Origin of the sequence: Pseudomonas sp. FP597 (assembly GCF_030687435.1) — a bacterium.
Lineage (GTDB): Bacteria > Pseudomonadota > Gammaproteobacteria > Pseudomonadales > Pseudomonadaceae > Aquipseudomonas > Aquipseudomonas lactucae.
This window is the reverse complement of record NZ_CP117432.1, coordinates 5594060-5618251: the sequence shown is the minus strand read 5'-3', so window position 1 is coordinate 5618251 and position 24192 is coordinate 5594060. Positions and strand designations below refer to the sequence as shown.

Annotated in this window: 14 protein-coding genes and 1 pseudogene; 4 read left to right on the top strand and 11 right to left on the bottom strand. The window is 54.8% G+C overall.

Features of this window, described 5'->3' with window-relative positions:
- The first annotated feature begins 20 nt into the window (after positions 1–20).
- On the top strand, positions 21–3872 hold the full coding sequence (locus tag PSH66_RS25700; RefSeq protein ID WP_305427899.1) for an RNA-directed DNA polymerase: 3852 nt from the start codon (positions 21–23) through the stop codon (positions 3870–3872).
- A gap of 179 nt (positions 3873–4051) precedes the next feature.
- Here the strand turns inward: PSH66_RS25700 and PSH66_RS25695 are convergent, their stop codons facing one another.
- Entirely contained in the window at positions 4052–4267 is a 216-nt protein-coding gene (locus tag PSH66_RS25695) for a hypothetical protein (protein WP_305427898.1), read from the bottom strand.
- Positions 4268–4455: 188 nt separating this feature from the next.
- Between PSH66_RS25695 and PSH66_RS25690 the strand changes: the two genes are divergently transcribed.
- Both PSH66_RS25690 and PSH66_RS25685 read left to right on the top strand, forming a co-directional pair.
- On the top strand, positions 4456–8049 hold the full coding sequence (locus tag PSH66_RS25690; RefSeq protein WP_305427897.1) for an SIR2 family protein: 3594 nt from the start codon (positions 4456–4458) through the stop codon (positions 8047–8049).
- Between the two features lie 344 nt (positions 8050–8393).
- Positions 8394–9013: pseudogene (locus PSH66_RS25685) on the top strand (tyrosine-type recombinase/integrase).
- 117 nt (positions 9014–9130) lie between these two features.
- Here the strand turns inward: PSH66_RS25685 and PSH66_RS25680 are convergent.
- Positions 9131–9349: a hypothetical protein gene (locus PSH66_RS25680; RefSeq protein WP_305427896.1), complete on the bottom strand. Its 219-nt coding sequence runs from the start codon at positions 9347–9349 to the stop codon at positions 9131–9133.
- 466 nt (positions 9350–9815) lie between these two features.
- On the opposite strand from PSH66_RS25680, the gene PSH66_RS25675 reads away from it, so the two are divergent.
- Positions 9816–10532 carry a GNAT family N-acetyltransferase gene (locus PSH66_RS25675; protein WP_305427895.1) on the top strand — a complete coding sequence of 239 codons (717 nt, stop codon included), beginning with the start codon at positions 9816–9818 and terminating at the stop codon, positions 10530–10532.
- A 281-nt stretch (positions 10533–10813) separates the two neighbouring features.
- Here the strand turns inward: PSH66_RS25675 and PSH66_RS25670 are convergent, their stop codons facing one another.
- From PSH66_RS25670 to PSH66_RS25630, 9 genes are all read right to left on the bottom strand, one after another.
- Positions 10814–11035 carry a hypothetical protein gene (locus PSH66_RS25670; RefSeq protein WP_305427894.1) on the bottom strand — a complete coding sequence of 74 codons (222 nt, stop codon included), beginning with the start codon at positions 11033–11035 and terminating at the stop codon, positions 10814–10816.
- Between the two features lie 600 nt (positions 11036–11635).
- Positions 11636–11908: a hypothetical protein gene (locus PSH66_RS25665; protein WP_305427893.1), complete on the bottom strand. Its 273-nt coding sequence runs from the start codon at positions 11906–11908 to the stop codon at positions 11636–11638.
- 19 nt (positions 11909–11927) lie between these two features.
- Complete coding sequence (locus PSH66_RS25660) at positions 11928–16874, bottom strand: polymorphic toxin type 46 domain-containing protein (protein WP_305427892.1); 4947 nt, start codon at positions 16872–16874, stop codon at positions 11928–11930.
- Entirely contained in the window at positions 16871–17611 is a 741-nt protein-coding gene (locus PSH66_RS25655; protein ID WP_305427891.1) for a DUF4123 domain-containing protein, read from the bottom strand. The genes PSH66_RS25660 and PSH66_RS25655 overlap by 4 nt, the downstream gene beginning before the upstream one ends.
- The gene (gene tssI / locus PSH66_RS25650) at positions 17601–19643 is read right to left on the bottom strand and encodes a type VI secretion system tip protein TssI/VgrG (protein WP_305427890.1); all 2043 of its coding nucleotides are present in this window, start codon (positions 19641–19643) and stop codon (positions 17601–17603) included. The genes PSH66_RS25655 and tssI overlap by 11 nt, the downstream gene beginning before the upstream one ends.
- A 134-nt stretch (positions 19644–19777) precedes the next feature.
- Entirely contained in the window at positions 19778–20293 is a 516-nt protein-coding gene (locus tag PSH66_RS25645; protein ID WP_074687775.1) for an Hcp family type VI secretion system effector, read from the bottom strand.
- Between the two features lie 563 nt (positions 20294–20856).
- Positions 20857–22077 (bottom strand): MFS transporter, encoded by a 1221-nt coding sequence (locus PSH66_RS25640; RefSeq protein WP_305427889.1) that lies wholly within the window; start codon positions 22075–22077, stop codon positions 20857–20859.
- Positions 22078–22094: 17 nt separating this feature from the next.
- Positions 22095–23036, bottom strand: a complete 942-nt coding sequence (locus PSH66_RS25635; RefSeq protein ID WP_305427888.1) for an alpha/beta fold hydrolase — start codon at positions 23034–23036, stop codon at positions 22095–22097.
- A 119-nt stretch (positions 23037–23155) separates the two neighbouring features.
- Positions 23156–24154, bottom strand: a complete 999-nt coding sequence (locus tag PSH66_RS25630) for an NADPH:quinone oxidoreductase family protein (protein WP_305427887.1) — start codon at positions 24152–24154, stop codon at positions 23156–23158.
- Positions 24155–24192: the final 38 nt, after the last annotated feature.

Sequence of the window (24192 nt, the reverse complement as noted above, 5' to 3'; positions counted from 1 at the left end):
GATGTTATGGAGGCTGCCGAGTGAGTGTCGTTGCAAGTCGTTACGAGCGTCTGGGGCCGTCACTCTCCCTGCTTGCTGATGAGGCCGTGTTGGCTCAAGCATGGAAGAAAGCTGATGCGTATATTCGGCGACATAACTGGTACGCCGACATTCTGGAGTTGGAACAAGTCTCTCTCTTGCTTCCGCAAACCCTGCGCGTTTGGCGGCAGCAAATTTCGTGGGGCGATCACGCCTCCGCCAGCCCACTGCGCTTGGTTCCTGCACCGAAGAACAGCAAGTGGCACTTTCCGTCCAAAAAAGAAGGTGGCGACTGGAAGTTCAAGCCCACGCGGAAGTCTGACGAGTTACTCCAGACCGAGCCGGATTTGCGTCCTTTGGCCCATGTCAGTATCCGTGAGCAGGTGATGGCGTCCTCCGTTATGCTTTGTGTTGCTGATTCGGTGGAGACCCTCCAGGGCAACACGGATCCTGCAACCTATGCCAGCAAGTCACAAGCCAGGCAACATGTCTGCAGCTACGGTAATCGACTGTTCTGCGACTGGCTGAAAGACTCGGACGGTCGTCAGCAGGCGCGTTTTCGATGGGGTAACGCAACAACGTATTCGCAGTTTTTTGTTGACTATGAGCGTTTCCTTGAGCGCCCGGCCGAGGTGTGCCGCGAAGCACTTCCAACGTTGCAGGACGAGCGACTGTTTGTAGTGAAACTCGACCTCGCCAAATTTTACGACTGTGTCAGCCAACCCGCTGTGGTGAAGCGCTTGCGCAGCCTGTACCAGAGTTACGCCACCAAGTTCTCAATACCCTACGTGGAATCAGACGCAGAACCGTTCTGGCAGGCGGTGGAGAAAATACTTCGCTGGCAGTGGCATGTAAGCGACTCCGCTGATCGTACAGACTTGAAGTTGGGCTTGCCTCAGGGACTGGTGGCTAGCGGGTTCTTCGCCAACGCTTACATGCATGAATTTGATCAGATGGTTCTCGGAGCCTTGACTCAAAGAATTGGCATTCCTATCAAGGTGAACGGCCATACCGTCACCGCCCGCTTGGTCGACTATTGCCGCTACGTAGATGACATGCGCCTCGTCGTTGCGATTCCTAACGAAGCAGCGAAAAGTATGGCGCTTGAAACCCTCGCAAATGATATGAGCGACTGGGCTAACAGTCAGATTCTTTGGTGCTTCAAGGACGAGCATAACGGCCTGGAAATTAAGAAAGAAAAGTCCGAGGCCGTTGCTTGGGAGGATTTTGCCGTACAGGGCAGTACGTCCCGTTTCATGCGTGGCGTGAATGGGCAAATCAGCACAGCTCCAGATCCGGCCACGTTACTGCAGGCTACCGGGAGCTTGGACCATTTGCTATGGCTGGCGGACGCGCTAGACGACGCTGGCGACGTCGATGAAAACCCTCTGGCACTGGCTCGGATTTCGCTCCCGCGGGCAGACGTGCGCGATGACACCGTCAAACGCTTCGCTGCCAACCGCCTACGCCAAGTCTTACGAATGCGTCGCAGTATGGCGGATCCTGAGCTACCTGCTGAAGATGCTCTGGCGAATACCGAGGTGAGCGAGCGCCAAGCGCTTGATCACGAAATGGAGACGATCGCGCGAAAGCTGGTTGCATGCTGGTCTCGCAATCCAGCATTGGCCAGCGTCCTACGATGTGGATTAGACATTTTTCCGTCCGCAGAGCTGTTGCGGCCTGTTCTGCAGGCGTTGCAGCTGAAGCTGAGATCTGGAGCGAACCGGGCAGAACGTGAAGTGTCGCTGTTTGTATTATCTGATCTGCTAAGGGCCGGTGCAGTGGAAACAGGACTGCATCGTCCAGAAAGCTATCCGGCTTCGGCTGATATAGCCGGGTATCGCAAAGAGCTTCTGCAGACAGCTTTAGAGGTCGTCGTCGACTCAGACCTTCCTTGGTACCTGCTTCAACAGGCGGCATTGTTTCTGGCGGTCATGCAATACCCAGTCTTGTTGCCACCGTTGAAGGAGTTGGTCTCGTACAGTGCCCTGCATGGGGCTTTGCGTTTTTCACCACCATTTACTCCTGAGCTCTCCACTGCGCTTACGGCAGGGCTGTTAGTGATGCGAATTACGGGGCAGCGCGACAAGTTTGTAATCTGGCTAGGCACTTGGCTGCAAAACCTGCCTATCAAAGAAGCCAACAAGCTTATTGATGACATTGCCATGATCGAACCAAAGGTCTTGGGCGAGCTCCACGCTGCGTGGATCGGTAGAGGCAAAGTCGGTTGGGTCAAGCATGTAGATCGGTATCTATCTCCATCTCAGACTCAAGAATCCTCGGTTCGGCTTAAAGACTGGCGAGCCGGCAAGCGCTCTCTTTTGGCAATAGCTACTCATCCTGAAAATCCATTTGTTCAGGAAAACGCGTTGCTCAAGTTGACAGTCGAACTGTTGAAAGCCGCATCATCAGGCCTACTCGATAACGATGGAGTAGGTTTGGATTGGTTGTCCGTAGAGTGTGCAGACTGGGGCAGGATTCAAGACCCCACCACCCAGATCATCTTGACGTTTAAAGCTCCCAACAAGATTGTACAGCCATGGAACGAGACACCATCATGGTGCTCGGATGAGTTGGCATGGGCGTATCGCCTCGGGCGTCTCTTGCGTTCCGCTATCATAGGGGAAAGCGACTTCACCACTCGCTTTTTCCCCCTCCGTGAGGAGCAGTTTGACCGCTATCGAGGTATCCAGAGCAGTTGGTACAAGCGCCGCCTGGGATTGATGCCCCTTAGCCGTGGGTTGGGGGAAGAGCCTACTCCCATTTCACCATGGTTAAACGAGTTGGTCATGCGATTGCTGCAGTGGCCTGGGTTGGAGATCAACAGCAACGTCGTCGTAGGGTTCGCTGAAGTTGGAGCCCCGTCGGATTTGCTTATTCTGGTCAAAGCACGATTGGCAGAGCAGGGGCGTCTTTTCGGAAGGCAGTCCAATCTCCCGGCTTACCTTCTACCTATCGAGTGTGCGAAGGCTACAAACCTAACTGCTTTCAAGGTGGCACTGGTCCAGTCTTTGATGCCCCGGGATAGGGACTTTTCTGAAGCTGATCCGCTGCATTGGACACAACCTTACCGAGCCAGGCATAGGGCGCATCTTGCAGCGATGTGCCGGTTGCTAGGACAGCAACTTTCGGCCGCACGCTTCGCGAACCGGAAACCCTCCACACAGCGCAAAGCGCAACTGGACCTCATTGTTTTTCCAGAACTTGCCATTCATCCCGACGACATGTGGCTTTTGCACAGGCTGTCAGACAGCACTGGCGCTGTGATATTTGCTGGGCAAACCTTCGTAGAGCACCAATACCTAAAAAAACCCGTCAACCGGGCTGTGTGGCTTCTGCGACAGGAGAGTGCAGCCGGTAGACAGATCATCCGGGCCTATCAAGGCAAGGAGTACGGAATCCCTTGGGAGTTGAAAGCTGGTGTGGCAGGACACAGGCCCTACCAGGTCATCGTCGAATTCAAAGACAAGCAGGGCGTTACAGCCAGGCTTACCGGCGCCATTTGCTATGACGCTACCGATCTCAAGCTCGCCGCAGACATGCGTGATATCACCGATGGTTTTGTTATTGCTGCGCTAAACAAGGACATCGGCACGTTCGACACCATGGCGACAGCGCTGCAATTCCATATGTACCAGCCCATCATGCTAGCCAATACCGGTCAATACGGCGGTTCAAACGCTCAGGCCCCCTTCAAAGCGCATCATGAGCGACAGATCGCCCACGTCCATGGGAATAATCAGGCGGTAATTAGCATTTTCGACGTGGACCTTCTCGCGTTTCAAAGCAGTCGAAATGTTGAGCAGGCGAAAGAGAAGAAGGCTGCACCTGCTGGCTTTGAGGGGCGACGCTAAGCAATATAACTCGCGCCGTCCTGTGGTAAACCCGCCATCGGCGGAATTGCAGGCTCAATTGAATGACCTCGTTTGAGTAGGCTGAGGGATGAGGCTGCTATCGGCCAAAAGCGGACGGTTGTATTTTTGAGGCAGCTCAGTTCAATAATGAGGAGTGCTCCAACATCCTACTATTGGAGTCACTCCACCATAATTGTGGAACGCCAAGGCAACGTGATTAAAAAACGGCCCTTAGTGGGCCCTTTTTTCTCATTCACCCGATACGCCTGAACTGCGGTATCGGCCTGAATGCGCTTTCCCATTAGGAAACACGCCACGAAGCACTTGAACAAACCCGCTTCGTTCGCGTCTGCGAGATCGATATGCAAGTCCTTCGTGCTGACAATCTTGGGCATGGCCCCGCTCCTTCATGACCCTAGGTTCGTCACATGGATGAAAACTGTCCAGACGCCCAGAGCAATCCAGAAATCGCAAAGATCCAGGATGTGCGCTACGTTGGCAACCTCTAGAGAACCACCTGAGGGTCGAGTACGATGGCATTACGATATCGCATTGGATGTTTACCTTGGATGGACTCTCATTTATGGAATTTTCTGAACAAAAAGTAAAAGCGCTCCAGGATTATCCTGCGCTGAAGAAGTTGGCAGGTGTACTGTGGCGTCAGGATTCCTCGTATCGAGGGGCCGCGGTAATGGTCGGGGCAGGTTTTAGCAGGTGCGCTGCACAAAGTGGCGACAGCACACGCCTAATGCCGCTCTGGATGGATTTCTCAAGAAAGCTGGCAACTGAACTGGACCCCGGGGACCCGAATTTAGCGTATCTCGACCCCCTACGCTTGGCGGAGTTATACAAGGCGCAATTCGGACAGCAGACACTCAATGATCTCATCAGAGCAGAGATCGATGACTCAGCTTGGTCGCCGGGTGACTTGCACACCAAACTGTTGCAGCTTCCTTGGTCTGATGTTTTGACGACAAATTGGGATACCCTTCTTGAGCGTGCCAGTGAACGTGTTCATGACCCAATTTACAGCACTGTGACAAAGCAAACCGACTTGGCCGCCGTCGCCCCACCCCGAATTACCAAGCTTCACGGCACGGTCAACGTCACCGAGGAACTGATATTCACTCAGGAAGACTACCGGCGCTACCCCGAAACCCACGCCGCGTTTGTGAATTTTTCTCGCCAAGTGTTTATCGAGAACGAGCTATGCCTGCTGGGCTTCTCAGGTGAGGATCCTAATTTCTTGCAGTGGACCGGTTGGGTTCGTGATCATTTGCAGAGCCAATCGCGCCGAGTGTACTTGGTGGGCGCTCTGAACCTTTCAGCTGCGAAGAGAAAATATCTCGAATCCATTAACGTCGCGCCCATCGACCTATGGGATGCCGTCAAACATCTGGACGACCCTGGACTGCGACACCTTCAAGCCACAGAACTGTTTATCGAAACGCTGAATAAGCTCAAGCCGGCGCACCCCTCAGAGTGGAGACCACAATCAATTGAAGGTCTTCCTCTCGCAGAGGCTGCATCGATGATGGAGTCCGACCGAAAAAGTTACCCGCACTGGTTGGTCTGTCCGTATGGGTTACGTTTATATCTTCAGTTTCAGTATGGAGTCAGGAGCATAACCCCCAGTGTTTTAGACGCCTGCGCGATCGAACTGCGGGAGAAAATTCTCTACGAAGTCTCCTGGCGTTACAGCATTACTTTTGACGCACTACCGGGTTGGCTGTTGGAGTCCCTCCTCAAGATCATCTATGAACCCGCGACACTGACGATAAGGCAACAGCTAGAGGTCGCCTTGGTGCTGCTTAATACCGCTCGCTGGTCTATCGGTGAACGCAAAGAACAAAGGCGATTCGAAGATGAAATTATTGCGCGTATTGAAGAACGTACCCAGTTCTGGCCGGATGTCGTCGCAGAGGTTGCATACTTCAAAGTAAATCGCGCCAGGCTGGATCTGAATTTCTCAGAGATGGAGACCAGCGCCTCTCAACTTCCAGAGCACTCAGCGGAATGGAAACTTAAAAAGTCAGGTGTCCTCGCTGAGCTAGGTCAGACTGAGCAAGCGGTCAAGTTAGTCCTAGATGGCCACGCTCAACTCATCGAGCAGCATCGAAAAAACCCAAACTCGGTACAAATCCTATCGAGACTTGCATGGGCAGACCTGTTGGCGAGGGCTGTAGATAGCGACCGTCCCGCCAAATCAAATTCCCTACCCAAAAGCATCTTATCCAGATGGAAGTGTGATCCGTGGGACGAGATTGAACACCTCAAGGAGAAGGTTAGAGAGAGGCTGGATAAAAATGATAAAAAAGCTTCAGTCGAACCGTCATTTCAAGTGGGCCAATACAAGGATAACTCCAAAACAGTACATTTGAGCAATGAAGTTCATGTTCTCTTGATCGCTGACGGACTGATGCGTTCAACAGGGGTTTTGCCCACGTACGAAGGGGCTAACCTTTTCTCGACCCAATTCGAAAACATCGCTTTCCTAGATGAGCTGACACAGCATGACCGCATGAAGCACTCGCTGCGCTTTGCTAGTCTTGATACGTCACCTAATCTGAATCGCATGCTTTCCCGTGTCAATGTCGCGGCCGCACCAGCGGAAGCGGTTGATGACATGAAACGGCTGTGTCGGGATGCAATTAAACATTTCCTGAATAGATACTATTCAAAAAATGTTAGTTCAGCTTTCGCTCTTTCAAAGCTTAGAGTCATGCTTGAGGCCTATGCTAGATTGATCGTAAGATCCACAGCAGACGAAGCCAAAGAGGCTTTCCGCTTTGCAATTGGCCTGGACGAAAACAAAGTTGTAAATCATGTTTGGGTGTCTAGGTCTTATGGGCATTTGCTAAATTATTCTTTGCACAGTATTCCCGCCAGCCAACAGAACGAATTGCTGGAGGAGATTCTGATGTTTCCTCTGGCATGTGAGAGAAACAATCCTGAGTGGCCTGAACTGATTGCGAACAATCCTGGCTCGCGAAAGGACAATCCAAGAATAAAGCTAAGAATCCTCGAGATGATTGATTCCATCGCGAAGCATTCATTAGCGCCCCCCCCATTGATAAGCCGTCCTATAGAGGGAATTCCGGCAGAAATGTTGGAGCAACTTAACCAATCTAGTTCAATCCCGAATATAAGTACTCCAACCATTGCCCGCCTCCTGCCGCTGGTCTTGAAGGGCTACACCACCGAGGAGGAGAATTCCTATCTGGCTAAAGCGATTTATGGTGCCGATGCCCCACTTGATTCGTTACCCATCGCTAGTTTCTTCCCTCACGTATTCAGCTTTCTTCCATCACCTGATCGAGTAAAAACGGATCGGCTTATAAGGGATTTTTTGTATCGGACCCCCATGTCGTTGGAAGTCAAAGACCTCCGTAAATTACTATGGGCGTCGCAAGCTCATGCGAGTGACAATAGATTGGCCCCCACTCCAGATCAGGCGCTCACGTGCTTTAATGAATTGATTGTCTGGAGGCAGCCAGGTGATGACGGTTCAGCCCTATTTAAGATGTTTTCCGATCCAAATGAGCCAGGCCCACTGGTTGCGGAGGTTCTCGCCAAGAGCGTATTACCTTGGCTGGGAAAAGAGCAGGTGACTCAAGACTTGGCCCTACGATTCAAAGAATTCGCGTCACAGGAAAGTTTCCCGGCAACACCGCTGGCGTTTTGCTACCTCGCAAAGCATCTTCCAGAATTAAGGCATGAGCTGGCCAGAGCAATTAAGCAGGGCCTTCGAGATAAGGACGTGAGCAAGGTTGGATTCGCTGCTCGTGCGGTGATCAAGGCCAAAGAACTGGGGATCGATGAGATAGCTGATAAATTGATCCCCCGACTGATTTCCCTCATTGAGTCTGGTCGGCTGACGGTGATCGCACCCTTGTTAGTTGTGGTTCGTGATCTACTAAACCGGTCCTGGCTCACTGACGAAGACGTTACGACAGTAGCAGAGTGCCTTCCTGATCTTTTCCAGAGCACGTCCTACGTCGCTGAATACTCTGTGGCGAAAGAGGCAGTATTCATTTCGGCAATAAGGTCCGGTTGCGCAAAATTGGCGGAGGCGATCGTAAAGCATAGGGCCAGCGGGCATCCAGATCTGGAGTCTCTCTTAGCGAGCGCAAAAAACGATCCGTTACCTGAAGTGAGGCTATTTGAGGAGGAATAATATTCTCAGAGACAAGTTAGTCATTAACTAACGGTTAATTTATGCATGGGCCTTTTAATATCACCAAGTATGAAGGCCCGCCTTAAAGAGGGCTCTGGCGCGTTAAATAGTCTGCTGAGTACAATTGTGCCGGATTAGCCGGCCAGTTGTAAGAGGACTGCTTTTTCCATGCTGGAAGATTACAGATATTTTCGAGAGTGAGTGTCCGCTTTTGGCCGTTTTCTGCCGTTAGGTACCGTCAGCTTTTGGCCGATTTATGGCTTTGCAGGCAGCTATGCGGCTGATAGCCACCACCAGCCATTGCGACCGATCCACCCTTGTCTTCCCTTAACGGAGGACGAGCCATGAACACTGTTGCTGGATACCGCCATCAGCCTTGGAACAAGGGAAAGCTTGTCGGTCAGAAAGCCCCGCTCCGGATCAGAGATATCTGGGCTATCCGAATAAGACTTCAGCTTGCTGAGAAGACGCGTGGTTTGGCGCTCTTCAATCTGGCCATCGATAGCAAGCTGCGTGCCTGTGACTTAACTAAATTGCGGGTCCGAGACATTGCCCGTGGGGAGCATGTGCCGTCACGGGCCATCGTGATGCAGCAGAAAACTCAACACCCAGTGCAATTTGGAATCACTGAACAGACCCGAACGGTTCTGGAAGCGTGGATGCGCCAGGCGCGTCTCCGCAGTGAGGATTTCTTGTTTCCTAGCCGCTTGCACGCCTCGGAGCATTTATCCACCAGGCAATACGCTCGAATAGTCAAAGCGTGGGTGACAACCATCGGCCTTGACCCACCATGTATGGCACTCACACGCTACGGAGAACCAAGGCTTCGTTGATTTATCGCAGGACGAAGAACTTGAGAGCGGTCCAACTCCTGCTTGGTCATACAAAGCTTGAAAGCACTGTCAGGTACTTGGGAATCGAAGTCAATGATGCCTTGGAAATGGCGGAGCAGACGGAGGTGTGACCATTCACAGCGACGGTCGTGCCAGACCGTCGCTATCCGTCCCTCTATCAGTCAATTGTGTCTAAAAGTCAGGGGGCCATTCAAATTAGAGAGCAGTCCTGGACCTCACTGAGTGATCTAACACCGGCGAACCCTCATAATGGAATCTGTAATCGCTTGAGCATTTGTGTCCAGCGTTTCCATTGCCGATATCGCATTAGCGGCGACACTGCCGACCCCATTTTCTGACAGCCACTTGGTTATTTCTTCTATCGCTGCACATATGGCGTGCTGATTGTGGAGGAGCAATGTCAGAGCGTCCGCTGTGGCGATTTTGCAATTTGAATTATCGGGCATGACGGTCGTCCTTGAGTAATGATGCCGGAAGCCTAGCTCATCTCGCCGTTGCCTTTCCCAGATCTACCCAGCTTTCTGGATTCGATCTGACGGTCCTTTGGATCGAATTTGACCTGTACGTGCCTAGGATATGACCGGCAGAGGTCGACCCATTGCAGCCGGTCGGGGTGGACCGAATATTGCCCGCTTTTGCCTGTCGTCGAGGACAGGCGTCGGCTGATCCCACTACCTGGGCGTGACAGTAGCTCGGCTGTGCAAAATGTGCAGTCTACAGAGGGCGTTCCCAATGGATCCGAGGAGCCCGGTTTGACGCGCGTCAGAGGCAACGGCCAGGCGGTGTCTCCGAAAGGGCTTACGGCGTACACACTTCTTCCCCTTTCAAGGCCTGTGACTTCTAACAAGACTAGGTGGCCCAATGGTTGGTATAAAGCCTAATCCCAACATCGATCCAACAGTGAGGTACTCAATGGAATTCTTGCATCAAACCGAAGGAACGAACCCTCGCGTGATCAGTGAGTGTGTTCGCCTCGCGGTGTCGGAGGCACCTGCAATGGTTGGTCAACACATCACCTTTGACAGCCCTTTGCTTCCGCTAGCTCAAGCTGAGGTTGAGATACTGCTCGCTATGAAGCTCAAGATGATCGGTGCTGGCGCACGAGAAGTCTTCGACCGGCAACTGGTCGAGTTAAAAGTAGGAGTCATCGTTGCCATCGACGATGAGCCAGAAGAGCCAGTACTCGCCGGGTTCCTCCAATACACGCCGCGGCTGCTCACCCAGGGCGTGGCAACTATTGGCTATGCTGCCGTGCATCCAGACTATCGAGGCAAAGGCCTTTTTACCCAGTTGCTCGATATCCTGAAGCAATCCTACCCAATCATCGGCCTGGATTGTCCGCTTGAGGTAGCTCCTATCTACGAAAAGCTGGGCTTCAAGCCTGACAACGTTCAAGGTGCTCACGTCGGCATGAGCCTGGGTGCGATCAGCGGAAAGACCTGGATGTACACTCAGGAAGACCTGGACAACGAAAAACTCTATCAACAGGCAAAGGAGAAGGTACGCGACAGGCTTGGCAAGGAGGCACGCGCTGCCTACGCGAAGCGTGATGCCGACACAGCCCGGCGGGCAGAAGAGGTGAAGGCATACATCGCACAGTTCAAGGCTAAGGCTGCCGCGCCAGCCTAACTCCAGATGGAGGGGAGGCCACGACTGTGAGCTTCCTCACTTCTGGCGAATAGCCGCCCGATGCCGTAGGCTCGAGGTCGGTACTGCTGCCTGTTTCCTCCTGAAGAGCCTAGACTCTTTCGATAGCTGTCCCACCATCAGTAGTAGCTATCGGACGATGCTGGGAATCAGAATAGGGCTAGATGAGTCGAAGCGCTCGGTTGGTCTCGTACGGCTTTAGCAGTCGCTGATCGGATGCGTTGAGATTTTTACCTTTTGCCCGCCTACCAGCACGTTCTGTCTCAACCATACATGCACAAAAGGTCGTCGATCAGCTCTAGCTCATGCTGCGAGTACTGAGCTTCGTTGTAGCGACTAATGTCTACAAGCACGCCCCTGACCGGAACTTGGCGCGAAGGATCTTGAACAATATCGATCAGACGGTCGTAATCGGGATCTCTTCCCTTGAGGTATTTTACGATCAGCTCTTTGAGCACTACGCGCGCCTCTAGATCGGTTAGCACTGTTACTTCTCCGGAAAAATTGTGACTTCATCTACTTTGATGATAGTGGTGGTACCCGGTTGAGGAATGAATTGCTACGCACCACCGGTACCGTACAGAGAGTTCGATTTGGTGGATGGCTTCAGATCCGGACTGAAATAGCCGTGAGTTTCGTAAATACTTCGAAGCCTCAAAATGAAACCACTGGGAGTTGGCCCGGAAGAAATAAAGTATTCAAACCATTGAGCCGTAGAGCAGTTTCCAGCTTCCGAGCTAGCCAAGGGTGCACTGAAGCGCGGCTTTTATAAGGCCCTTTCCAGTCGTATAGAAATTGTCGCTGATAGGCATTTAACCCGTGTTTGGGCTAATCAATGGGCTTTGGAAACTAGCCACATCGACAGCCGACCATCGCAGCCCTGGCAGCCGACAAGCGCGGTCGGGTGGCTTAGCGACTGCGATTAGGTACGTTCTACGACGATTCTGGACGCAGTGCGATAGCACAGATGGAGCTGTTTTCCAACGCATTAGTATCGCTAGTTACGGACGACGTCAGCACTCGGTACTGCCTGACTCCGCGCAGCACTCCGATGAGCTATTTTCTTTCACCTTCAAATGATTGCTTCAAATTGTTTTAAGCCAGGCCTCACAGGTATTTGCCTTCTCATCATCATTCATCGAATGGGATATCTTTTTGTCTAATTCTTGATATTTGTTTGGAGCAATTTCCTTGTAGAAAATCATCCATCCATCTCTTCCGTCTTGTTCGATCATATATGACGCATCGTGCTTTTTTATCCGTAGCGACCAAGATGAAAAAAAATCCGGATGATCGGAGAATAATGTGACAATAAATCCGGTGCGTTTAGCAATTTCGTAGAGCAGAGCTTGATTCATTTTTTTGCCTATGAAAGTGTTACTGTTTTTCAAAACTACCTTTGGATGCACTGAAAATTTGCGTGCCTCCACCGGATGAAGGTTGAGTCATACCGCGCACTGACCACGTGTCGTCTATGGACTTAGCTTTGGATTTCAAAACTTTTTGCTTCTCGGTGGTTCGATAAACACCTTGGAGCTTCAACTCCACAGTGCCCGCTGCGCGGTTATCACCCAGCGGACCAATACCTAGCTCCGATGGTGTGGTAGCTGGGTTCAAAGAATAATAATTACCTTGAGGTGCGCCAGGCGACTGATACTGATACACGGTTTTCCCTCGGTTTACAGCTTCAACATTCACTGGCTGATTAAAGTCTATGCCGTTCAAATGTCCTGGAATGCTCGTTTCCTCGAAGCCTTGGCTTCGATAAAAGGCCGTCGCAGTTTCTTTTCTAGAACGTATATTTATATCTTTGTTAACATCTCCAGTGCGACCGTATTTTTCATTTAGCTCTGCGCGCCTGGTATCGGGGCAATCACTGGGAACGCAACTTAACCCCAACGGATCCACCCACCCCGTAGGGTTCGGTACGTACTGGTAGTTGTTCAATCCACCCGCAAGCTTGATCGGATCCGGCGTCAGATACCGCGCTGTGCTCGGATTGTAGTAGCGGTGCCGGTTGTAATGTAACCCCGTCTCTGCGTCGTAGTACTGACCTTGGAAGCGCAGCGGATTGTCGATTTCGCTGACGTCCAGGGCTGCAAGATTGCCGTAAGCACGGTATTTCGCCGACCACATGATCTCACCACTGTAGTCGGTGAGTTCCTGCGGCGTGCCGAGGTGGTCGAGTTGGTAGTAGAACGGGGCCGCTCTTAGCGGGCCTTCGCCGTCGAGCATCGCCAGTGGACGGAAACTACCGGGTTCGTAGATGTAAGTTCGATAACGGCTACCCGCGCTTTCAGCGATCAGGCGTTCGCCTTGCCACAAGAACTCGGTGGTGTGTCCGTCGACGGTTTTCTCGATGCGGCGACCGAAAGCGTCGTATTTGTAGGACGCGATTCCTCCGCCAGGAAGGCTCACCTCGACCAGGCGATGCTGGCAGTCATAGCGATATTCAGTGACGAGTTTCTGGCCAGCGCCGCGCCGCTCGCGGATCAGGTTGCCGTAGGCGTCGTAGTCGTAGTGGCGGTCGCCCTGCATCAGCAGGCGGTTGCCTTTGACGTTGGCCAGATTGGCAACAGGCATGTCGGTCTGACCGAGCAGGTTGCCAGCAGGGTCATGGGCAAAGCTTTCGGACATTGCGCCACGTACGTTGATCAGGCGATCCAGCGGATCGTAGTGGTAGCTGCGATTGCCTTTGCGACTGTCGTCGATGACGGCGAGGTTGCCGTTGGCGTCGTAGGTGTAGCGACGCTGGAACAAGTTTTTGTCGCGTTGACTGACGCTGTGCGCTTGCAGACGACCTTGTTCGTCGTATTGGTATTGGCTGAGCAGCAGACCTTGCTGGCGCTGCTGTTCACGACCGGCACTGAACTGGTGGGAAGTCAGGCGCGTGCCGTTGAGGTCGATGCTGCTGAGATTCCCGCCGGGTTGATGGCGATAATCGAGTGTGCTGCCATCCGGCAGTCGGCAGTGACTGAGCTGTCCAACGTTGTCGTATTCGTAACGTGTGGTGCCCCAGCCTTGGTGCTCGGTGATCAGCCGATCCTGCTCATCGTATTCGTAGGCAAGCGGCCAATGACCATCGTTCACGTTGACCAGACGGCCCAGTGCGTCGTAGCTGTAGTGAATTTCCTCGCCGTCCGGCAGGGTCTTCACTAGCAGTCGGCCGGCAGCGTCGCGCTGGTACTCGGTGACCAGTTCGCTGCCGTCGTCGCCGAATTCGGTTTTCTTCAGCAGCTTGCCGTTGAGGTCATACTCGTAGGCAGTGCTACGTCCGTCGAAACCGGTTTCCTGCTGGATCAAGCCGTTCGAGTAGTAATCTAGATGGTAGTGTTCGCCGCGTTCGTTTTCGATGTCGGTGAGCAGCAGGCGCGCGTTGTCGTAGCGGTAGCGCAGTTGGCTGCCGTCCGGGTTGATGCGGCGGCTGACCAGGTGCAGGTTATCGGCATATTCGTAGCGAGTGATGCGGCCCAGTTCGTCGCGTTCAGCCGTGACGCGCCCGTAAGGGTTGTAGGTAAACGCGCGGGTGGCACCACCGGGCAGGGTGATCTGTGCCAGACGGTTTGCAGCATCCCACTGGTAGTGGGTGATTGCACCTGTTTCAGCCTGACGTGTGATCTGCCGGCCGAGTGCGTCGTAGCGATATTTACGTTGACCGCCGTCGGGAAGGCGCTCCTCCAGCAATTGGCCGAGGTTGTTCCAGCCCAGTTGATGACGGCTCCCATCAGGATGCTTGATTTCCAGCAGTCGACCCTGGCGATCGTAGCTGTAGTGTGTCGAGTTGCCATCCGGATCAACTTGTTCGGTGATATCGCCCTGGTCGTTGCGCCAGTAGATCCATTTGGCCGAGCCACGATTAACCACACGGACGTAACCGTGGTAGTACTCGTAGGAGGTCGGCATGTCTTCCGGCGGGATGACCGCGACCAGTCGACCGGCCTCGTTGTACTGGTATTCAGTGACCGCGCCGAGGGGATCCTTTTCGGCGATCAACCGGCCTTGGTCGTCGTAAGCTTTGAGGTGTTCGGCGCCATCCGGATCAACCTTGGCGACGAGTCGAGCCTTGTCATCGTGGGTGTAGACTTCTTCACTGCCATCGGCGTTGGTTACCGTGACACTACCGTTGTCATCCCAGGCGTAATGCGCGTCCATCTGCGAGAAACTGGCCCAGTGATGGATGCAACGCGCGGACTTGCCTTCCTTTTCCCATTCCCAGTAGAAGCTCGCGCCACCGGCAAGTTGCCGCTCGAGAATGACGTTCTGTTCGTTGTAGGTGTAACGCTCAGACTCACCGGCAGCGTTCGTGGCGTTGGTCAGGCGCTGCTGAGCATCGTACGTGTAGGTGACCAGGGTCTGAACGGTGCTCCACGCATCTTCCAGTGTGTCTGCCGGGACAAATTGCTGATAATCGATAGCGATGATGTGTTTGCGGTCATACCGAACCAGAAGTGCTCGACCGGCCCCGTTGTCCACGCGCTTGATTCGACCGTGGATGTCACGGGTGATCTGCAGGCGATTGTCGTAGTTGTCGCTGATAGCGATCAGCGTCGTGCCTTTGCTGTTGAAGCGGAAGTGATAGAACTGCTTACGTTCACCAGCCTGTGTGAGAACGAGCTCCGAAGGATCGCTGCCAATGAAGATAGCCGCTTCCGAAAGGCTGTTGGTGATTGCCGGGCGCTGCTCGCTCGGCATCGGAAAGGTCGTGACACGGTTTTCGTGGTCAGTCCAAACGACTTCATCACCATTGATGTCCACCCGCTGGGCGAGGGCGTGACTCCAACCATAACCGAGGCCGCAGTCGATTTCCGCCGCACTGGTGCGATAGAGACGCGTCCATGTAAAGGGCAGCAAACCGCCAAGCTCACCGTCGGTAATCGTCAACAGCTCTTCACCTGTCACCATCGAAACCGGGCAACCATTGGTGCAGGTTTTCTTGGCGCAGGTGGCGCTTTTGTCGTCGGGCGTCTTGGATTGATCGGGAGCGTCGTCGACGTTTTCCTTTGGCTGGAGCGAGGTTTGATTCTGTTTTTTGTCTCGTGGAAACGAAGAGGCGTCTTTAACTTCCTGTTTTGGAGTATCTGTAGTTTTCGGCAGCTGGCTTTTTGGCGGCAGCCCCGCTACATGACTTTTGGGCTCAGCCTTCGCTGCGGCAGCCTTTGGTGCTTCAGTAGTAGCTTCATCGATTTTCAGCACTGCGGTTTTGGCAGGCTTCATCGGCACGTTTCTAGCGCTGGCGATGATGGGCTTCGACACTTGCGCGTGGGCGGGCAGGGCGTGTTTGTTGCTGAGTGTCATTAGGGTCGAGGCAAGATCGTCCAGGTACTTGATTGCTTCGCCCGATTTGACCGTGGTAATGACTTTTGTCCCGGCTCTGACAGCCAATCCAGCGCCGCCTGTTAGGCAGATACCCAGCAGTACGTTGATCAGAAACTCCGAAGCAATCGCCGTCATAACATCGACAATGACCTGGGGCGGGAGCATGCCGACCCACGCCACGATTGCCGATACATAGATGAACATCAGCGGTTCGTCGCTGAGGATCAGCAACCCTGAAGCAATGGACTCTTTCGAAGCAGCGTATAGCCTGTCTATTTCGACGTCCGACAAATAGTCTTTGAGTTTTGCGTAGTTTTTTTGAGGGTGAGCGAGCAGGTCGAACAGGCTTTTGATGTCATCCCACAGACGGAGTAGAGCTTGCTCAAAACCGTCCAGCGCTCGTTTGAGCAAAATGACCGAGCGCCCCGCACGATCTGCCGCCGAGTAGCTCGCCCACTGCGGCTGAAACTTGCTCGACCATTCGCTTTGCAGCCAGCCTTCAAGCTTGCCGATAACGCCTTTATAGGAGTCATAGAGTGCTTTGACGTCACTCTGGGATACGTTGGGGAAGAAGGTGATGCGATAGGTCTGGCCTTTCTTGGCCCCCTCGATCACTTTGATGCCGCTTGGGCCGATCATGGTTTCGATGACCGGACCGGTAACGTCGTCGTAAAAGGTGCCTTTGGTGACTGGCTCCAGTTTCACTGGAGTATTTCCGATAGGTACAAATCGCGCTGACTCAAACATGTGGATCAGCGTGAAATCACCCACCAGTGGGCAGGTCGCATAGGTTTCAACGGCGCCAGTCTTGGTCTTGCGTTCCGTCACGCGGACTTCATTGCCGACCTTGAAGGTCTGGTCGACGTCCAGCGCCCAGCCAGTCCAGAAACCGTCTGCCCATTCCTTGTAATCACTTAGGCAGTTTTTGAAGTCTTTGAGAATCAGGCTCGCGTCAGGTGTTTTGGCGTCCAGCACACGTAGGACCAGGGTACCAATCGGGGTATTCATGACGTGACTTCCTTTGTCAGCTGTGCGGCAAGGCGCTCTGCCATATCTTCTGTGTTTGGGTTCTGGCGCACGAAGCGCTCAACTTTTCTGCGCAAGTTGGCTTCGGGAAATTCGAAGTAAAGCGCCGGGCAATCTTCTGATAGCCACTGCATCAGGTTCTCGACGACGGTGGTGTGGTCTGTTTCCGCGAGTGCTTTCAAGAGATTCTCAGGCACCTCCCACCAAGGCCAGTCCCGCACCTCCGGCCCCCCCCGCGTGCCCACTTCCAGCGCCTGCCCATTAATCAGATACCGCTCAAACATCGGCATCACTTCCCCAGCCTTTTCGCCCAGTCCATGCAGAATCGGGTAGATATGCCGCCCATCCCAAAACCGGAAAAACACCTCGGTGCCATCCGGCATTTTCACCTGCGTGAGGCTGCGCAGGTGTTCGAAGACGTCGTTCGGCGCTGAGCGCGAGACCGCCAGCCAGCCCCAGTCGGGCGCGTCGGTTTCGGCGATCCAGGGCAGGAAGGCGGAGTTGGCGTTGAGTTCGGTGAGGTAGGGCATCACCGGTTGCCAGTTGGAGTAGGGGGTACCGCCCCAGATCGGGATGAGCTGGGCGGTGGGTTCGGTCAGGTACAGGTTTTTCAGCGCATCGCTGTCGCTGGCCGCGCTGATGATCAGGTACAGGCGCTCGCCGCTTTGCAGTGGCTGTTGCGCCAGCCAGTCTTTGGGGGTGATTTGTTCAGATGGCACAGGCACCTGCCTTGCATTTTTCGCATTCTTCGCAGAACGGCGCGTTGCGTTTGAGGGTGTTGATTTGCGCCGGGGTCAGGACCTGGCCGGCCTTGTCGGCCTCGGCCTGTTTCAGAATGCCGGGCAACAACGGCGCAGCCCCCGTGCCACTACCCGGCCCACCGCCGGAGTTCATATTGATCACCGGGCCGCTCATGGTCACGCCGCCAGCGTCGATCTTGATGAAGCTCCCACCGCCGACCAGAGTTAACTCGGCGCCTGCTTCCATCACGACTTTCATGCCGCTGCTCAGGTGGATTTCCTGCCCTGCGTCGATGAACTGGCCGGTGCCGATCTTGATGTGCTGATTCACACCGACGGTGAGGTGGTCGTTGGCGCGGGTTTCGACTTTGCGGTCGGCGTAGACGGTGTGGTGTTCTTCGGCCTTGAATTCGGTGTAGCTGTTTTGTTCGACGATGTCGTGGCGTTCGTTGCCGACGCGGATTTTCTGGTCGTGCTCGATGTTTTCGTCCCAGTCGCGCTGGGCGTGCAGGTAGATCTGTTCCTGGCCTTTCTTGTCTTCGATGCGCAGCTCGTTGTAACCGCCGCCACCCATGGAACTCAGGGTCTTGAAGGTGCTGCGGGTCTTGTTCGCCGGCAGTGGATAGGGGACGGTGTTTTCCTTGTGGTACAGGCAGCCGCTGATCAAGGGCTGGTCGGGGTCGCCTTCAAGGAAGGTGACCAGCACTTCCATGCCGATGCGCGGGATGGCAATGCCGCCGTACTGGGCGCCGGCCCAGGCGCTGGAGACGCGCAGCCAGCAACTGGTTTTGTCGTCGGCCTGACCTTCGCGATCCCAGTGGAACTGGACTTTGACCCGGCCGTATTCGTCGCAGTGGATTTCTTCGCCTTTCGGGCCGGTGACCACCGCGCTCTGGCTGCCGAGGATGCGCGGTTTCGGGTGGCGCAGCGGCGGGCGGTTCGGTACGTCCCACGGCGTGGCCTGAAAGCGGTTGCGATAGCCCTGATGGAAATCGTCTTTCAGCGCCGTGGTGTCGCTGGTCACTGACTCTTCGAGCACCTGCGGCTGCTTGCCTTCGTGCAGCACTTCGGTGAGCAGCCAGAGGTCGTTCCATTTGGCTTTCGGGTGTTCGGTCAGAGCAAGAAAGTGGCCGCTGACCAGCAACGGCTGATCGCTCTTGCCTTCGGCGAGCTGGAAGTCGCTGCGGTGGCGTTCGAGGGCGCGTTTGGCCAGGTGCTTGCCGCGCTCGCGGTCGATGAAGCGGCCCGGGTAATCGTAGTCTTCAAGGTCGGGCAGGGCGTCGCCACGGTTTTCGCTTTCCAGGGTCAGGCGCGGTTTTTCGAAGTCGTAGTCGCGGCGGGTGGTGCGGCTGGTGCGGGTTTCCAGGCGCAGGTCGAAACGCTTGATCACCGGGTTGCTGGCGACCATGCCGGAGTCTTGCTGATAGGGCACGGGCGCAAGTTTCGGGAACACCGTCTGGTCATCGCCGAAAACGAGCTTGTGCGCGTTGGCGCTGTGCTGGAAGTGGTAGTGAATGCCTTCTTCTTCACACAGACGCTGGATGAAGTGCAGGTCCGACTCGTCGTATTGCACGCAGTAGATGCGCTCGGGATAGATCGAACCGGTCTTGAATTCGTAGGCGTTGCTTTGAATGCCGTGCTCTTCGAGCACCATGCCGATGATTTTCGGCACGCTGAGGTTCTGGAAGATGCGCTGGTTGATGCGGTGCGCCAGATACGCCAGTTGCGGGCGCAGGGTCACCGAATATCGGGTCAGGCGCTTGCCGGAATCGCCTTGCGCGGCGCGGTAGATCTGGCCATGAATGCCGCTGCCGTCAGGCGACAGCTGCAGAAAGGCCGGTTTGTGCAGCAGGGTTTCGAGGTCCAGCGACGGCTGCTCACTGACCAGCTCCACCTCAAAGACAAAAGGCTGGCTGATGGCTTCCCGGCCGGTGAGGGTAAACACCTGAAAGTCGGCGGAAAGCCCTTCGATGGTCAGGGCAAAGTGGGTTTCATTGGCCGGCGCGAACATCCCTTGTTCCTCGTGCTGTACAGCGGCGCTCGTCGACGACCGCGAAAAAGCGGCTCAACGTACGCGAAATTCTGGAGGGGCGTAAACAACATCGACCAGCAGAGCTGGCCGATGCGTGTAACGGTCAGCCGTAATTAAACGACTGGAGCACGCCAGTCATCGGAACCCGAAGTACCGGATACCTCGTGGGTCCAGGTGATTTTGCGGTAGGTGAACTGCACTTCTTCCAGGTGGGTGAAGTGGGCGTTCGACGGGTCCTGGCAGTTGTGCATTTTGTTGTTGATGGCGACGATGATCGCGTCTTCCAGTTTGGTGGTGTAGTAGTGCTCTTGGGTGCCTTGAGCCGAAGTGCGGTACCACTGGATAACGATTTCGCTCATGCGCTCGCCGGAGGTCAGAGCGGCTTGCAGCAGAGGCGACGACTTGTCGTAGACCTTGGTGATCACGACTGGCTTGTGCACGCGCTGACCGGTTGGCTGACCGGACTGTGGGTCACGCGGGATGATCACGTCGTGGCTGAAAGCCTGAACCATGACCTGGTCTTCGTGGCCTTCCTGGTAGGTGTTGCCAACGGAGTCGGCGGTGAAGGCGCCGGCAGTGATCAGGCCTTGTTTTTCGCCGGTAACCGACATGTACGCTGGTGTTGCCATGGGGTGCTCTCCTTGCGGAATAAAGTTAAGGGCCCGGAGGCGAAATCGCCCGGTGGGTGGCTGAGAGTTATCAAGGAGCGTGCCAAGTTTTGCGCGGTGCCCGGATGGCGGGGGCGCCACGGTAGTCGTTGATCATTTGCGGCGTTTTTCAGCGGTAAAGTCGGGAGAAAGTGCGCAAGAAGTTGCGCAGTACTGCGCAACTTCTTGCGCACTTGGCTACAGGCCTTTATCGGCATGGGCTGTAGAGCATTTACCCCCTGAAATATTACGACCTACTGCGCAACTTCTTGCGCAGCATGGCGATAGGCTATGATAGGCGTTTTATGAGTTATGGCCGCGGGTATGTGAGTAGGAAATGGCTGCTGTCGGCCACCGGCAGCCATGGGTCGATAACGGCGTCCTCTGAACGACTGCTATTGGTCTAAAGCGGTTATTGGTGAACGGCAGCTATCGGCCAATAGCAGACGTTCGACTTCGTCCGCTTTCGACCTTTACCTGCAAAGCATGGCTTAGAGGTTTCCTTTCCCCGCAGTCCATTAGCCTTTGACTGGTCTACTGACTTGCTAATTGTTACCACGATACACTCGCCAATGCGTCAGGCTGGTGGTCAGTGCTACCAGTAACAGCGCGGCGAGATAAACCCAGCTGGTGTCTAGCAGGCCGAAAACTCCGACTCCGAATCCGGCCATGACAGGAGGGAGGCTCAACGACAAATAACAGGCCACAAAAATCGCCGCGAAGAGCTCCGCTCGCTCATGTTCTTCGGCGAGTGTCGCCAGCGTTTGCATAACCGCCGAGAATCCCGCTCCAGATCCCACTCCCGCAATTAGCGTGCCGATGAAAAATACTGCGACCCCTCCTCCCAACAGAGACATGATCAGGACACTCACCCCAACGACCATGGCTATAGCGCCCACTGCAGCGCAAAGAGAGAGCGTGAGGAAACGGCCCAAAACTGCTGCTGCAATGGCTGCGGGACCGCACAACGCAGCCACTGTCAGACCGTTGAGTCCGGCGCTGTTCACGTTGAATATTCCATAAAGAATCGAGGGCGCCAGTGACATGTACAGGCCGCACAGCGCCCAGATGGCTAGCAACAGCGGTATGCTTCGAACGTAAGCAGTCTGGGCCCTGGCATTCACCGAAATACGAGGCTTCAACGATCCCAAAGCACCGGCACGCCGAGTCGCCGTTTCCGGGACCGTGGCAACACCCACCGCCGCAATCGAGAAAATGAACGCCAGCACCGCGAATATCATCACCTCCGGTCGCCCGATCCAGTACATAGACAATCCTGTGATTAACGATCCTGTGGCCAATCCCGCTAACGGAGCGATGCTGCTGAACAGTACCCCTGCCTTCTTGTGGCCGACAGGTGCTGCCTCGACCACAGCCGCCGACAATGCACCACTGGCAATTCCCGTCGCCAACCCTTGGAAACAACGCGCCACAATAAGTTGATTTATATCACCGGCATACACGAAAAGAATCATCGCCAGGGTCTGCAAACCAAGCGCGCCGATAACCACCGAACGTCGACCGATATGGTCCGACAACGACCCGGCAATGAGTAGAGCGACCAACAGTGCGATGGCGTACACCGAGAACGCAACGGTCAGCATCCCGGAGGAAAATCCCCAATCACGCTGAAACACCACGAACAGAGGCGAAGGTGTGCTCGCAGCAAAGAAGAATGCGAACAGCACCATGGCCAATAAGGGGAAGGCGAAAGCATCTGCCCGGCGAGCTGTCTCTTCTGTTGGGGTATTACCTCTATCCGACATGCCAATCTCCTGATGCCTCATTGCCCGGCAAAGACCTGAATAATGCGTTGGGCGATGTCGCGATGCTCTTCCTCCAGCGCAAAATGCCCGGTGTTGTAATGGTGGATCTGAGCCCCGGGTACGAACTCCTTGATGGAATCGGCGCCTCGCGGCGTAAAAATCGGGTCGCCATCTCCCCAGACCACCAACGTCGTGGGTTGAGCCTTTCGCAAGTAAGCTTGCCATTGCGGGTACAACGCGAGGTTTGATCCGATATCGAGCTGCAGATCCGTCATGGCTCGCCGTTTCTCGGGATCGCTGAGCGCAAAGGCATCGTTTGCCCACGCGTCAGGATTAAGGTCATCGGGATTGCGGGCACCGTGCTGATAAAGAAACAGGTCAGTCGCCAGAACAACCCGCGCCTGGGCGGCTGAACGTTTCTCAGGCGTTTGCGGACCAACGTTTGCCTGAATCGCTTTCAACCTCGCGGGCTCCCATCCATCCAGCGTAATCGGCGTGTTCTGGATGACCAGTCCCCGCACCCACTGTGGATTACGTGTCGCCAGGCGCATTCCGACAGGGCCGCCAAAGTCCTGCATGAAGATCACCGCGCTTTTAATTCCTAACTCCCGAACCAACTCTTCCATCGATTGACCTAACGCGTCGAAGGTAAGCGGCGTCAAGGGTGCTGCGTTGGGGACAGCGCTGTATCCCATACCGAGGTAATCAGGGGCCAGCACGTGAAAATACTGTGCTAGCTCAGGGATCAGGTCGCGAAACATGTGCGAAGACGACGGAAAACCATGAAGCAGCAGAATGGTTGGTTTATGAGGATCGCCGGCCTCCCGATAAAACAGATTGTTGCCAGCGACCGTGATGAACCGGTAGTGAATATCGGCTGCCGTCGCATGGCCGCCCCACGCGAGCATCAGTCCAAGCGTCAAACATCTTGCACTTGCAGTGAAGCCGTGACGGCGCATAGCGCGCTCCTCTCGTGATGGACATATTTACAGATGAGCATGTGGCCGCCTGATGAACACCACAGAAGCTCCAGCGTCCCTAATTCGCAAGAAAATTCAGGGGAATCGGTGATTCACTCTTAGAGGTTCGGATCCAGCACAATGACGCCTTGCACTTCCCTTCGCTCCAATAAGGCGTGCGCCAGCCCCGTTTCGCTCAGGGGTAACGTCGCGCCGATGACTGGTCTGATCACTCCGCCTGAAACGCCATCAGCGAGGAATTGCAAAGCCTCGCGAATCAACGTTGGGCGCTGGAAGAACGTCGGCAGGTACACGCCGGTCAAGGTTTGCGCTTTGGCCATCAACCGACGAGGCGCCAATGCCTCGCCTGGCCCCCTTGTGGAGCCCACCACCACACAACGCCCCAGCATTGCGAGACACTCAAAGTTCTGATCGAACACTTCGCCGCCGATGGTTTCGAGAATCACATCAACTCCACGCCCCTCGGTCAGTTCAAGCACCCGCTCCGGCCACTGGGGAGTGTCGTAGCTAATGGCATAGTCGGCCCCGAGGCTGCGTACAAATGCGCGTCGACTTTCAGTGCTGGCCGTACCGAAAACTGTCTGTGCGCCCATGGCTTTAGCGATCTGCACAGCCAGACTGCCAACCCCCCCGGCGGCACCTTGAATCAAAACGCTTTCACCTGACTGTAAATGCGCGCATGTGCGTAGAGCGAGGAACGCAGTCACTCCCTGACAAGGTAAACCCGCCATGGCGACGTCGTTCGCCCACTCATCCAGCATTACCAGCATGTCAGCACGGGCAATAGCCTGTTGTGCGTATGCGCCTTTAGGCATCAAGGCCATAACCTTGCGCCCGACAACGGCAGGGTCAACGCCCGCCCCTGTTTCCGAGACGCGTCCGACCACCTGAAGTCCGGCTACATGCGGCAGCGTGACACCACCAACGCGTGTTTCGGGCCGGTTATACATGCCCAACCGTTCACGAATATCTGGAAAATTCACCCCGATCGCAGAGGTGTCTATCAATACCTCTCCGGGCCCCGGTACAGGCATTGGCAAGTCGACGTACTCGAGTACGTCGGGGCCGCCGAAGCTACGGAACTGAATCGCTTTCATAATCTGAGATCCTGGATTCTTCGCTCGTCAGATCTTTA